General features: G+C 69.5%; 12 protein-coding genes. 10 read left to right on the top strand and 2 right to left on the bottom strand.

Annotated elements, in window-relative coordinates; genetic code table 11:
* Positions 1–3 precede the first annotated feature (3 nt).
* Positions 4–1023, bottom strand: a complete 1020-nt coding sequence (locus DL990_RS16075) for an aldo/keto reductase (protein ID WP_125799274.1) — start codon at positions 1021–1023, stop codon at positions 4–6.
* A gap of 105 nt (positions 1024–1128) precedes the next feature.
* On the opposite strand from DL990_RS16075, the gene DL990_RS16080 reads away from it, so the two are divergent.
* The 4 genes from DL990_RS16080 (at position 1129) to DL990_RS16095 (ending at position 5254) form a co-directional block, all read left to right on the top strand.
* Positions 1129–1695, top strand: coding sequence for a TetR/AcrR family transcriptional regulator (locus DL990_RS16080; protein WP_125799144.1), 567 nt, complete (start codon positions 1129–1131; stop codon positions 1693–1695).
* Positions 1696–1752: 57 nt separating this feature from the next.
* Positions 1753–2964 carry an FAD-dependent oxidoreductase gene (locus DL990_RS16085; protein WP_125786590.1) on the top strand — a complete coding sequence of 404 codons (1212 nt, stop codon included), beginning with the start codon at positions 1753–1755 and terminating at the stop codon, positions 2962–2964.
* 81 nt (positions 2965–3045) lie between these two features.
* Entirely contained in the window at positions 3046–4149 is a 1104-nt protein-coding gene (locus DL990_RS16090) for a VWA domain-containing protein (RefSeq protein ID WP_125799145.1), read from the top strand.
* Entirely contained in the window at positions 4142–5254 is a 1113-nt protein-coding gene (locus tag DL990_RS16095; protein ID WP_125799146.1) for an XdhC/CoxI family protein, read from the top strand. The genes DL990_RS16090 and DL990_RS16095 overlap by 8 nt, the downstream gene beginning before the upstream one ends.
* Here the strand turns inward: DL990_RS16095 and DL990_RS16100 are convergent.
* Positions 5232–5711, bottom strand: coding sequence for an Lrp/AsnC family transcriptional regulator (locus DL990_RS16100; RefSeq protein WP_125786587.1), 480 nt, complete (start codon positions 5709–5711; stop codon positions 5232–5234). The two genes, DL990_RS16095 and DL990_RS16100, sit on opposite strands and share 23 nt — an antisense overlap.
* 70 nt (positions 5712–5781) lie before the next feature.
* Between DL990_RS16100 and DL990_RS16105 the strand changes: the two genes are divergently transcribed.
* The 6 genes from DL990_RS16105 to DL990_RS16130 all read left to right on the top strand — a co-directional run bounded on the left by DL990_RS16105 (position 5782) and on the right by DL990_RS16130 (position 12555).
* Positions 5782–6699 (top strand): threonine/serine dehydratase, encoded by a 918-nt coding sequence (locus DL990_RS16105; RefSeq protein WP_125786586.1) that lies wholly within the window; start codon positions 5782–5784, stop codon positions 6697–6699.
* 293 nt (positions 6700–6992) lie between these two features.
* The gene (locus DL990_RS16110; protein ID WP_125786585.1) at positions 6993–7523 is read left to right on the top strand and encodes a (2Fe-2S)-binding protein; all 531 of its coding nucleotides are present in this window, start codon (positions 6993–6995) and stop codon (positions 7521–7523) included.
* Positions 7523–9961 (top strand): xanthine dehydrogenase family protein molybdopterin-binding subunit, encoded by a 2439-nt coding sequence (locus DL990_RS16115; RefSeq protein ID WP_125786584.1) that lies wholly within the window; start codon positions 7523–7525, stop codon positions 9959–9961. Before DL990_RS16110 ends, DL990_RS16115 begins: the two co-directional genes overlap by 1 nt.
* Complete coding sequence (locus DL990_RS16120; RefSeq protein ID WP_125799147.1) at positions 9958–10812, top strand: xanthine dehydrogenase family protein subunit M; 855 nt, start codon at positions 9958–9960, stop codon at positions 10810–10812. The genes DL990_RS16115 and DL990_RS16120 overlap by 4 nt, the downstream gene beginning before the upstream one ends.
* Before the next feature lie 24 nt (positions 10813–10836).
* Positions 10837–11469, top strand: a complete 633-nt coding sequence (locus DL990_RS16125; RefSeq protein ID WP_125799148.1) for an SRPBCC domain-containing protein — start codon at positions 10837–10839, stop codon at positions 11467–11469.
* Between the two features lie 27 nt (positions 11470–11496).
* Complete coding sequence (locus tag DL990_RS16130; RefSeq protein WP_125799149.1) at positions 11497–12555, top strand: NAD(P)-binding domain-containing protein; 1059 nt, start codon at positions 11497–11499, stop codon at positions 12553–12555.
* The last annotated feature ends 54 nt before the right edge of the window (positions 12556–12609 follow it).

The following is a 12609-nucleotide window of genomic DNA, read 5'->3' on the forward strand; positions in this document are numbered from 1 at the left end:
GCGTCAGCGGCGCCGCAGCGAAGCGTCGAGCAGGGAAGGCGGGGTGTCGTGCTTCTCCTCCGGGGCGAGATCGGTGCCCGGGGCGACGATCTCGTCGATCGGGTCGAGGACGTCGGCGGAAAGCACCGTGTCCGCGGCGGCGAGCTGAGACTCCAGGTGCTCCAGTGTGCGGGGCCCGATGAGCGCGCTGGTCACGCCAGGATGCGCGACGACGAAGCCGAGCGCGAGCTGGATGAGGCTCAACCCTGCCTGGTCGGCCACCTTGACCAGCCGCTCGACGGCTTCCAGCCGGACCCGGTTGCCGGGCCGGGACAGATCGAAACGTTGCGGCAGCACCGCGGAACGGTTCGTGCTGATCTCGCGGCCTTCCCGGACCGCACCGGACAGCCAGCCGGACGCCAGCGGGCTCCACGCCAGCACCCCCATCCCGTATTCCTCGGTCACGGGCAGCACATGGGTTTCGATTCCGCGCTGCAGGATCGAATAGCCGGGCTGTTCGGTGACGTACCGGCTCAGCCGGTGTTCGCGCGCGGCCCACTGGGCCTGCACGATGCGGTACGCCGGGAACGTCGACGAACCGAAGTAGCGGATCTTCCCCGCGCGCTGCAGATCGGTCAGCGCCGAGAGCGTCTCCTCGTCGCCGGTCTTCGGATCCCAGCGGTGGATCTGGTAGAGATCGACGTGGTCGACATCGAGGCGGCGCAGGCTGTTGTCCAGTTCGGTGACCAGCCAGCGGCGTGAAGCACCCTGATGGTTGCGCTCGTCGCCCATCGGCATGCTCGCCTTCGTGGCCAGCACGACGTCTTCGCGGCGGCCCGCGATGGCCTTCCCGACCATCTTCTCCGACTCGCCGTCGCTGTACATGTCGGCGGTGTCGACGAGGTTGATCCCGGCCGCCAGCGCGGTGTCGACGAGGGCGGTGGCCTCGTCCTGGGTGGTGCGCCCGATCGCGCCGAAGTTCATCGCGCCCAGCGCGAGGGTGCTGACCTGCACACCGGTCCTGCCCAAGGTGCGGTACTGCATGACGGTGTCCTCCATGGCAAGATGAGCAAGCGGAACCTTGCTCCGCTAACCATACGGAGCAATGTTCCGTTTGGCAACCCGGCTCGGCGGTGGAGGAGTGGCGTGATGGCTCAAGAAGGCACCAAGGCCAAACGCGCGGATGCCCGGCGCAACGAGAAGACGTTGCTCGACGCGGCCGCCGCCGTCTTCGTCACCTCGGGGGTCGAGGCGCCGGTCCGCGACATCGCGGCCAAGGCGGGCGTCGGGATGGGCACGATCTACCGGCACTTCCCGACCAGGGCCGACCTCATCATCGCCGTCTACCGGCACCAGGTCGACGCGTGCGCCGAAGCCGGGCCGGAACTGCTGGCGTCGAGCGCCTCCCCGTACGAGGCGTTGCGGCGCTGGATCGACCTCTTCGTCGATTTCCTGGTCACCAAACACGGCCTGGCGGCGGTCCTGCAGTCCGACAACGCCGGATTCGAGACGCTGCACGCCTACTTCCTCGACACCCTCTTGCCGGTGTGCGCCCGATTGCTCGACGCCGCCGCGGAGGCGGGCGAGATCCGCTCCGATCTCCAGGCGATGGAAGTCATGCGCGGGGTCGGGAACCTCTGCATCGGTGCCGACAGCGATCCGCGCTACAACGCGCGCAAGATGGTCGGGATCCTCATCGCGGGACTCGGGACCTAGGTCCTCTTCGGAGCCGAATACGTGGTAATGGTCCACGAGGCACGCTAAAACTCGACTATGGAACGTACACAGTGTTGTGTGGTGGGGGGCGGTCCGGCGGGGATGGTGCTCGGGCTCCTGTTGGCGCGAGCCGGGGTCGAAGTCACCGTACTCGAGAAGCACAAGGATTTCTTCCGCGATTTCCGCGGCGACACGGTGCATCCGCCGACGCTGATGCTGCTCGACGAACTCGGCCTCGGCGAGCGGTTCGCGGAACTGCCGTCGAAACGGCTCGAGAAGATGCGGATGCTGATCGGCGACAGGACGATCGTCGCCGCCGATTTCAGCCGCGTTCCCGGGCCGCACAAGTACATCGCCATGGTCCCGCAATGGGATTTCCTGAACCTGCTCGCCGAAGCCGCGGCCGGGGAACCGACGTTCACCCTGCGGATGGGGGCCGAGGTGCTCGGCCTGCGCGACGGAGGCGGCGTGCGCTACCGCGATTCCGACGGCGAGGAGCGGGAACTGGCCGCGCCGCTCGTGGTCGGCTGCGACGGCCGGGATTCCTTGATCCGCGCAGAAGCGGGACTCGTGCCGAAGGAGTACGAGGTGCCGATGGACGTCTGGTGGGTCCGGGTGCCCAAACTCGAAGACACCGGCAAAGAGGCCCAGGTGTTCGGCCGGTTCGAGGGCGGGCTCGCCGGCGTGACCATGGACCGCGGCGACTACTTCCAGACCTCGTATCTGATCCGGAAGGGGCAGGACACCGCGCGGCGGGCCGAAGGGATCGACAAGTTCCGTGCCCGCATCGGCGGCCTGTTCGGCTGGAACGACGAGCAGGTGAGCGAGATCCGCGACTGGGACGACGTCAAACTGCTGAAGGTCCGGATGTCGAAGCTGCCGCACTGGTACTCGGGCCGGGTGCTCTGCATCGGCGACGCCGCGCACGCGATGTCGCCGGTCGGCGGGATGGGCGTCAACATCGCGGTGCAGGACGCCGTCGCGGCCGCTCGGATCCTCGCGGCCCCGCTGCTGCGCGGCACGCTGACCGCGCGGGATCTCGCCCGGGTGCAGCGCCGTCGGTCGGTGGCCGTCACGCTCGCCCAGAAGCAGCAACTGGTGGAGCACAAGATGCTCATCGAGCCCGCCCTCGACGGGACCCTGAACGAGCGGACCGTGCCGCTGCCGCTCCGGATATCGGACCGCTTCCCGCAGCTCACCGCCTTCGGGGCCTTCATGGGCGGCATCGGCCCCCTGCGCGAGAAAACCCCGGTCTTCGCCCGCCGCTGACCTCGCAATTCGGCACCTGGTTGCGGTACTTGCGCGCGCAAGTACCGCAACCAGGTGCCGAATTGCGCGCACAATGGAGGGGTGAGCGACCCACTGGCGAGTTTCGTCGGCTTCGCGGAGGCTTTGCGCGAAGCCGGTTTGCCGTGCGACGCGCACCGAGTGCAGGCGTACCTCGGAGCCGTCGACGCGATCGACCTCGCCGATCCCGAGCAGCTCTACTGGGCCGGACGGCTGACGTTGTGCGCCGACCCCGACGACCTCCCGCGCTACGACGCCGCGTTCGACGGCTGGTTCACCGAAAAGGAAGCCGGACCACGACGGCGAGGCCGGGAAGAGGCCCCGAAGCGGGCCAGGATCGCCACCCTCGCGCAGGCGCCGGGACAGGGCGAATCCGGCGCGGAGCCCGACGAACTCCGCGTGGCGGCGAGTGACGAAGAGATCCTGCGCCATCGCGACCTCGCCGAACTGAGCGTCGCCGAACGCGCTCACCTGCGGGAACTGCTCGCGAAACTGCGCCCGGCCCTCCCGCTGCGGTCGTCGCCCCGCCGTCGCGCCGCCCGGCGGGGCACTCTAGATCCGTCACGCACGCTCCGGGCGATGCTGGCAGGCGGCGGCGAGCCCGTGCGCCTGGCGTACCGGCGGAAGGGCGTCAAACCACGCCGCGTCGTCTTCCTGATCGACGTCTCCGGCTCGATGGGGCCGTACGCCGACTCCCTGTTGCGGTTCGCGCACGTCGTGACGCGGCGCGCTCCGGGCCGGGTCGAGGTGTTCACCTTGGGCACCCGGCTCACCAGGGTCTCCCGCCAGCTCCGGCTGCGCGATCCCGAGCACGCCATGCTCGCCGCGGCCGCCGCGGTCCCCGATTTCGCGGGCGGGACCAGGCTCGGCGAGACCCTGCGGGCGTTCCTCGACCGCTGGGGACAACGCGGCGTGGCCAGGCGATCCGTGGTCACCGTGTTCTCGGACGGCTGGGAACGGGGCGACCCCGGCCTGCTCGGTGAGCAGCTCGCCAGGCTGCGGCGGCTCGCGCACGTCGTATTCTGGGTGAATCCGCACGCGGGGCGGGCGGGTTACGCTCCCGTGCAGTCCGGCATCGTGGCCGCGCTCCCGTACCTCGATCGGCTGCTCGCCGGGCACAGCTTGGCCACATTGGAACGACTGCTGGTGGAGATCGCCGATGCGTGACGTACTGGACGAACTGCACCGCCGCTGGGCGGCAGGCGAGACGGTGGGGGTCGGCACCGTGGTGGCGACGTTCTCGTCGGCGCCGCGGAGCCCTGGGGCGGCGATGCTCGTGGCCCCGGACGGCACGGTCACCGGCAGTGTCTCCGGCGGCTGCGTCGAAGGCGCCGTCTACGAGCTCGCGCAGCAGGTGGTCGCCGACCGCGCGCCCGTGCTGCAGCGCTACGGCGTCAGCGACGACGACGCGTTCGCCGTCGGGCTGACCTGCGGCGGGATCATCGACATCTACGTCCAGCACATCGACCGCGACTCGATGCCGGAGCTCGGCGATGTCGTCGAATCGGTCCACAGTGTACAGCCGGTCGCCGTGGTCACGGTGACCGAGCACGAACGGGAGGGCCTGGTCGGCGAGCATCTGATCGTCTGGCCGGACCGGGTCGCCGGTTCGCTCGGTTCGTCGCGGATGGACGACGCCGTCGTCGACGACGCGCGCGGCATGCTCGCCGGCGGTCGCACCGGAACCCTGCGCTACGGGCCGGACGGGCAGCGCCGCGGCGAAGGGATGACGGTCTTCGTCAATTCCTTCGAACCGCCTGCGCGCCTGCTGGTCTTCGGCGCGATCGACTTCGCGGCCGCGATGGCGAAGATGGGCGCGTACCTCGGCTATCAGGTCACGGTCTGCGACGCGCGGCCCGTGTTCGCGACGAAGAGCCGGTTCCCCGACGCGCACGAGGTCGTCGTCGACTGGCCGCATCGCTATCTCGAGGCCGAAGCCGACGCCGGCCGGATCGACGGCCGGACCGCGATCGCCGTGCTCACCCACGACCCGAAGTTCGACGTGCCGTTGCTGGAGGTCGCGTTGCGCCTCGACGTCGGCTACGTCGGCGCGATGGGTTCGCGCAAGACCCACGACGACCGGTTCGCGCGGCTGCGCGAGGCCGGGGTCACCGAGGCGGAACTCGAACGGCTGTCCTCGCCGATCGGCCTCGATCTCGGCGCGCGGACCCCCGAGGAGACGGCGGTGTCGATCGCGCCGGAGATCATCGCGCTGCGGTGGAGCGGTTCGGGCTCGCGGCTCGCCGAACTCAGCGGCCGGATCCACGGCTGACGCCGGGCACCGGCACCGACTGGCTCGACTTGACCACCTCGAAGGCGGGCAGCGTCTCGAACCGTTTGACGTGCTCGTCGAACAGCTTCCTGGACAGGTACCGGCTCGCCTTGAGATCCGGGCTGAGCAGGACGACGACGTAATCCCACTGCCCGACGATGCTGTAGCAGTGCTGGACGCGACGCTCGGCCAGCATCCGCTCGCGGAAGGCCGTGTGGTGCTTTTCGTCGTCGTCGGTCAGCGCCACCAGGACGACCGACGTCATCCCCGCGCCGAGCTCGTCCGGATCGAGCACGGCGACCTCGGCGCGGATCACGCCCGTGGCGCGCAGCCGGGTCAGCCGTCGCTGGACCGCACTGGGGGAGAGGCCGACGGCATCACCCAGATCGTGCAGGGGACGGGCCGCGTCGGCCTGGACGAGGTCGAGCAGCAGGTGGTCGATCTCGTCGAGAGGCACGCAAGATTTTTGCACGCGGGCGGGAAAATTTACAATCGCCATGATCGGCTCCCGGCCTAGCTTGAGCGTCATGGACCTGAAGCTGGACAACGTCGCCGAGGCGGCGAAGGTGATCGATCCCGTTTTCCTGAATTCCCCGCAGTACAGCGACGAACAGCTGAACGAACGGCTCGGCCGAAACGTGCTGGTGAAGATCGAGACGCTGAATCCGTTGCGCAGCTTCAAAGGCCGGGGCGCGGACTACTTCGCGGCCGGGCTGGAACCCGGCACCACGATGGTGTGCGGCACCAGCGGCAACTTCGGGCAGGCCGTCGCGTACGCCGCCCGCGAACACGGTCTGCGGGCCGAGGTGTTCGTCCCCGCCGACATCTCCCCGGTCAAACTGCGGCGGATGAAGACCTTGGGCGCGCGGGTGCGCCGGGTCGACGGCGAGGCGAAGGTCGCCGCGGCCATCTTCGCCGCCGAAGCCCCGGATCGCGTCTTCGTGGTCGACGGCCGTGAGCCGGCGATCTCCGAAGGGGCGGGCACGATCGGGCTGGAACTGGCGGAAGCGGGCGGGATCGACACGGTCGTGCTGCCGGTCGGCGACGGCGCGCTGATCGCCGGCGTCGCGCTCTGGCTCAAGGCGCAGACGCCGGACGTCCGGATCGTCGGTGTCGGGACCACGTCGGCTCAGGCGATGGTGACGAGCTGGCGGGCCGGTGAGCCGGTCACCGTCGACCGGGTGAACTCGTTCGCCGGTGGCATCTCGATCCGCACCCCGGAACCCGAATCCATCCGGCGCCTGCGCTCGCTCGTGGACGACTTCGTGCTGGTCGAAGACGACGATCTGCGCGCGGCCATGCGGCTGGGCGCGGAAACCCTCGGCATCCTCCCGGAACCGGCGGGGGCCGCCGGCCTGGCCGCGCTGACCTTGCACGACATCCCCGGCGACCGGGTCGCCACCGTGGTCACCGGGGCGAACGCCGCCTGGCCTCATGAATGGTGAGGACGGTTCTCTTGCCTTCCTCTCGATGACCGTCCTTACCACTTATGAGTCAGTACCGAATGGACACTCGCCGTATCTCCGCGCCTGCGGCGATAACCCTGCTCTTTCAACGCATCTGCGCCACCGTCGAGGAGTCACCCCCTGGTGGGGGTTGCCCTGGCCGGACCTGAGTAGCACGCTCGACTGTGAGTCCGATCACGGTCGCCCCGGGGTCGGTCCGTGACAACCGAATGACCGGCCGCTCCCGAACGACCCCGGACCAGCGCGGGGTTTCTCTTGCTTTTGGAGGCCTGATGCGCATCACCGTCACCGTCGACGGAACCACCTACACAGACGACGTCGAGCCCCGAACCCTCCTCGTGCACCATCTGCGCGAACGGGTCGGGAAGGTAGGCACCGTGGTCGGTTGCGACACCAGCAACTGCGGAGCCTGCACCGTCCACCTCGACGGGCACAGCGTGAAATCCTGTTCGGTACTCGCGGTCCAGGCCGACGGCTGCGAGGTCACCACGATCGAGGGACTCGCCCGCGACGGCGAACTGCATCCGGTGCAGAAGGCCTTCCACGAGAATCACGCGCTCCAGTGCGGTTTCTGCACGCCCGGCATGATCATGCAGTCGATCGACCTGCTCGCCGACAATCCCGATCCGGACGAGAAGGCCGTCCGGGAAGGTCTCGAAGGCAACCTTTGCCGGTGCACGGGCTATCAGAACATCGTCCGCGCGGTCCGCGACGCCGCCCACCAGATGCGGCCCGGTGCCGGTCCGGAGGCCGAGCGGCTCGCCTCGGACACCGCTTCCCGTGTCGGCGCGGGTGGTGAGTGATGACCTCCACGATCGAACCGGAGGTGGGCAAGTCCCGTCGCCGCAAGGAGGACGAGCGCCTCATCACCGGCAGGACCCGCTGGACCGACAACCTGACCTTGCCCGGCATGCTGCATCTCGCGGTGCTCCGCAGTCCGTTCGCGCACGCCAAGATCGTCTCGATCGACGTCACCGAGGCGAAGTCCGCGCCGGGTGTGGTCGCGGTGTTCACCGGGAAGGACCTCGACCCGGAAAGCGCCATCGGCATGCCGTGCGCGTGGCCGATCACCCCGGACATGAAGTCGCCGAGGCGGCCCATCCTCGCTTCGGACACGGTGAACTTCGCCGGTGAGGGTGTCGCGGTGGTCGTCGCCCGGACGTCGGCCGAAGCACACGACGCGCTCGAGTCGATCGACGTCGAGTACGACGAACTGCCGGTCGTTCTCGGGCTCGAAAACGCGCTCGCCGAGGGCGCGCCGCTGGTGCACGAGGACCTCGGCACCAACCAGAACGCGGTCTGGGTCTTCGACTCCGCCGACGCGGGAACGGGTTCCAGCGTCGAGGACGCCATCTCGAACTCCGAGGTCGTGCTCAAACGACGCTTCCGTCAGCAGCGCCTGGTGCCGGCGTTCATGGAACCGCGGGCGTGCGTCGTCGACCCGACGGGCAGCCAGCTGGTCATGTGGTCGGCCACCCAGGTCCCGCACATCCTCAAGACGATGACCGCGGCCACGCTCGGCCTGCCCGAGCACAAGGTGCGGGTGATCGCGCCCGACGTCGGCGGCGGGTTCGGCGGCAAGATCGCCGTGCTGCCCGAAGAGATGATGTCGACGCTCATCGCCCAGCGGCTCGGCAAACCGGTCAAGTGGAACGAGTCCCGGTCGGAGACGATGGTCGCCGCGCACCACGGCCGCGACCAGATCCAGGACCTCACCATCACCGCGAACCGCGACGGCACGGTGACCGGCCTCAAGGTCGAACTGCTCGCCGACATGGGCGCGTACCTCGGCCTCGTCGGCCCTGGCGTGCCGATCCTCGGCGCGTTCATGTTCAACGCCATCTACAAGTTCCCGGCGTACCACTTCGCCTGCACCAACGTGTTCACCAACACCACGCTCACCGACGCGTATCGCGGCGCCGGGCGGCCGGAGGCCACCTTCGGGATCGAGCGGATGATGGACGAACTCGCCGTCGAGCTGGGCATGGACCCGATGGAGATCCGCGAGAAGAACTGGATCAAGCACGAGGAGTTCCCGTTCACCACGGTGGCCGGGCTGACGTACGACTCGGGCAACTACGAGGCCGCGACCGCCAAGGCCAAGGAACTCTTCGACTACGACGGGCTTCGCCGCGAGCAGAAGGAGCGACGGGAATCGGGCGACCCGGTCCAGCTCGGTATCGGCATCTCGACGTTCACCGAGATGTGCGGTCTCGCGCCGTCGCGGGTGCTCGGTTCGCTGGACTACGCGGCAGGCGGCTGGGAGCACGCGGAGATCCGGGTGCTGCCGACCGGCAAGATCGAGGTCATCACCGGCGCCTCCGCGCACGGCCAGGGCCACGAGACGGCGTGGAGCCAGATCGTCGCCGACAAACTCGGCATCCCGTTCGAGGACATCGAGGTCATCCACGGCGACACCCAGTCCTCGCACAAGGGCATGGACACCTACGGCTCGCGGTCGCTGGTGGTCGGCGGGATCGCGGTGGTCAAGGCGGCGGACAAGGTGCTCGCCAAGGCCAAGCCGATCGCGGCACATCTGATGGAGTGCGCCGAGGACGACCTCGAATTCTCGGCGGGCAAGTTCTCGGTCAAGGGCACGGATTCCTCGACGTCCATCCAGGACATCGCGTGGGCCGTGTTCTCGGCGCACAACCTGCCGGACGGCGTCGAACCGTCGCTGGATTCGTCGGACACGTTCGATCCGGAGAACTTCTCCTTCCCGCACGGCACGCATCTGTGCGCGGCCGAGGTCGACACCGAAACCGGGCGTGTGCGGTTGCGCTCCTACGTCTGCGTCGACGACGTCGGCGTGGCCGTCAATCCGCTGATCGTCGAAGGCCAGGTGCACGGCGGGCTCGCGCAGGGCATCGCGCAGGCGTTGTTCGAGGAGGCCGTCCACGACGAAGGCGGCACGCTGACCACCGGGACGTTCGCCGACTACCTGCTCCCGTCGGCGGCGGACCTGCCCAGCTTCACCACCGACCGCACCGAGACACCGTCGACGACGAACCCGTTGGGCGCCAAGGGAGTCGGCGAGGCGGGCACGATCGCCTCGACCCCGGCGGTGGTCAACGCCGTGGTCGACGCCGTCCGGCACTTCGGGGTGAACGACATCGAAATGCCGTTGACCCCGATGCGGGTCTGGCACGCCGTCCAGCACGGGTCGGCCGCCGCGGGCGGGCTGGGCTCCGAAGCCGGTGGCGGTCTCGGTTCGATCGACGCCACCGGAGGTGCCCAGTGATCCCGGCCCCGTTCGACTACGTCGCTCCGTCCACAGTGGACGAAGCGATCAGCGCGCTCGCCGAAGCGGGTGAGGACGCCAAGGTACTGGCGGGCGGGCAAAGCCTGCTTCCGGTGCTGCGGATGCGGCTCGCCACGCCGACCACACTGGTCGACCTCGGGAAGGTCGCCGAACTCCGTGGTGTCCGCGACGACGGCGACGCGCTGGTGATCGGCTCGATGACCACGCATTACGACGTCCAGCGGGACGCGCTGGTCGCCGAGCACGCCGCGTTGCTCAAGGCCGCCACCGACACGGTGGCCGATCCGCAGATCCGCCATCGAGGCACGTTCGGCGGCGCCATCGCGCACGCCGATCCCGCCGGTGACCTGCTCGCCCCCGTGCTCGCGCTCGGTTGCGAACTCGTCGTCTCCGGGCCGGGCGGACGGCGGACGGTCGCCGCGGCGGACTTCTTCCAGGACATGTTCACCACCGCGCTCGCCGCGGACGAGCTCCTGATCGAGGTCCGCGTGCCGAAACACACCGGCTGGCGCGCCCACTACGAGAAGTTCAACCGGGTCGCCCAGGCGTGGTCGATGGTCGCGGTCGCGGCCTGCGTCCGCACCGAGGCGGGCACCATCGAGGAGGCGCAGGTCGCGCTGACCAACATGGGCTCGACACCGGTGCGGGCGGCCGGGGTCGAGGAGGCGCTGGTCGGCTGCGCGGCCACCGCCGCGGCGATCCGCGGCGCGGCCGAACGCGCGGCCGAGGGCACGAACCCCACGGCCGACGGCAATTCCGATGTCGAATACCGGCAGCACCTCGCCAGGGTGCTGACCGGCAGGGCGGTTCTCGCCGCGGCAGGTTCGTAAAGGACACAGAAGGGAGGTCGGCCCGTGCGGCTCGACCACGAATTCACCGTTCCCGCCCCGGTCGACGAGGTCTGGAAGGCCGTCATCGACCCGGAACGGGTGGCGCCGTGCATGCCCGGCGCCACCCTCACCGAGGTCGACGGGGACGCCTTCAAAGGCACGGTGAAGGTCAAGCTCGGGCCGATCTCCCTGCTCTACAAGGGAACCGGACACTTCGTCGAGAAGGACGCCGACACCAAGAAGGTGGTCATCAAGGCCGCCGGAAAGGACGCCCGCGGAGCGGGCACGGCGTCGGCGACGGTGACGCTCACCCTGACCGAGAAGGACGGCGTCACCCATGGCGCCGTCGCCACGGAGCTGGCGGTCACCGGTAAGCCCGCGCAGTTCGGGCGCGGGATGATCTCCGAGGTCGGCGGCAAGATCCTCGACTCGTTCGCGGATTGCCTGTCCGGCAAACTCGGCACGCCCGAGCCCGAGAAACCCCAGGAACGCCCGCCGTTGCAAGCGGTCAAGCCGGTGACGGAGGGCGAAGCCATCGACCTGATGGAGTACGCGGGCGAATCCGTGGTCAAACGCGTGGCACCGGTGCTGGTGGCACTCGCCGGGGTGCTTCTGATCGTCGCGATCGTGCGGGCTGTGACGCAACGGACGAAATAGCGGCTTCCGTCAGCCGTTGAACCCGGTATGAAGGCGGATCACGAAGTCGACGTGGTGGTGGTCGGGGCCGGTCAGGCCGGTCTGTCGGCGGCGTATCACCTGCGCCGCGCGGGATTCGCCAACGAGGCGGGTTTCGTCGTGCTCGACCACGGCAAACGACCCGGTGGTGCCTGGCAGTACCGCTGGCCTTCGCTGGTGATGGAGAAGGTCCACGGCGTCCACGACCTTCCGGGCATGTCCTTCGGCACTCCGGATCCGAAACAGCCCGCGGCCGAGGCCGTCGCCGAGTACTTCGGCCGTTTCGAGCGCACCTACGACCTTCCGGTCCATCGGCCAGTCGACGTCCTGTCGGTGAGCGCCGAGGACGAGCGGCTGGTCGTGGCGAGCGCTGCGGAAACCTGGGCCGCGCGTGCGGTGATCAGCGCGACCGGCACCTGGGACCGCCCGTTCTGGCCGTACTACCCGGGGCAGGAGACCTTCCGCGGCCGCCAGCTGCACACCGCGGACTACACCGGCGTCGGCGACTTCCGCGGCAAACGCGTCGTCGTGGTCGGCGGTGGCGCGTCGGCCGTCCAGCTGCTGCTGGAGATGGCGCCCTTCACGCGCTCGACGCGCTGGGTGACGCGGCGTCCGCCGGTCTGGCGCGACGAGCCGTTCAGTGAGGACTGGGGCCGGGAGGCCGTCGCCAAGGTCGACCGGCGGGTCCGGGAGGGCCTGCCGCCGAAAAGCGTCGTGAGCGTGACCGATCTGGCGGTGACGCCCGAGGTGCGGGCGAGGCTCGACGCGGGCATCCTCGACCGGCGTCCGATGTTCCAGCGGATCACGCCGGATGGGGTGGAGTGGGCGGACGGCACCTTCGAACCCGCCGACATCATCCTGTGGGCCACCGGATTCCGTGCCGCGATCGACCATCTCGCGCCGTTGCGCCTGCGCGCGCAGGGCGGCGGGATCCGGATGGACGGCACCAGGGTCGTCGCCGAACCGCGGCTGCATCTGGTCGGCTACGGCCCGTCCGCCAGCACCGTCGGCGCGAACCGGGCGGGGCGAGCGGCCGTCACCGAGATCCGGCGCCTGCTCGGACGCTGACGTCGGCGAGGATCCCGGCCAGCTCGGCTGGCCGCTGCGCGGCGAGCGGCATCG

The sequence above is a fragment of the Amycolatopsis sp. WAC 01416 genome, from assembly GCF_003947485.1.
Classification (GTDB): Bacteria; Actinomycetota; Actinomycetes; order Mycobacteriales; family Pseudonocardiaceae; genus Amycolatopsis.

What these genes read in the sequence shown, in the direction of transcription:
- DL990_RS16075 (WP_125799274.1), bottom strand. Translation starts at nt 1,023, where the DNA reads ATGCAGTACCGCACCTTGGGCAGGACCGGTGTGCAGGTCAGCACCCTC.
- DL990_RS16080 (WP_125799144.1), top strand. Translation starts at nt 1,129, where the DNA reads ATGGCTCAAGAAGGCACCAAGGCCAAACGCGCGGATGCCCGGCGCAAC.
- DL990_RS16085 (WP_125786590.1), top strand. Translation starts at nt 1,753, where the DNA reads ATGGAACGTACACAGTGTTGTGTGGTGGGGGGCGGTCCGGCGGGGATG.
- DL990_RS16095 (WP_125799146.1), top strand. Translation starts at nt 4,142, where the DNA reads ATGCGTGACGTACTGGACGAACTGCACCGCCGCTGGGCGGCAGGCGAG.
- DL990_RS16105 (WP_125786586.1), top strand. Translation starts at nt 5,782, where the DNA reads ATGGACCTGAAGCTGGACAACGTCGCCGAGGCGGCGAAGGTGATCGAT.
- DL990_RS16110 (WP_125786585.1), top strand. Translation starts at nt 6,993, where the DNA reads ATGCGCATCACCGTCACCGTCGACGGAACCACCTACACAGACGACGTC.
- DL990_RS16115 (WP_125786584.1), top strand. Translation starts at nt 7,523, where the DNA reads ATGACCTCCACGATCGAACCGGAGGTGGGCAAGTCCCGTCGCCGCAAG.
- DL990_RS16130 (WP_125799149.1), top strand. Translation starts at nt 11,497, where the DNA reads ATGAAGGCGGATCACGAAGTCGACGTGGTGGTGGTCGGGGCCGGTCAG.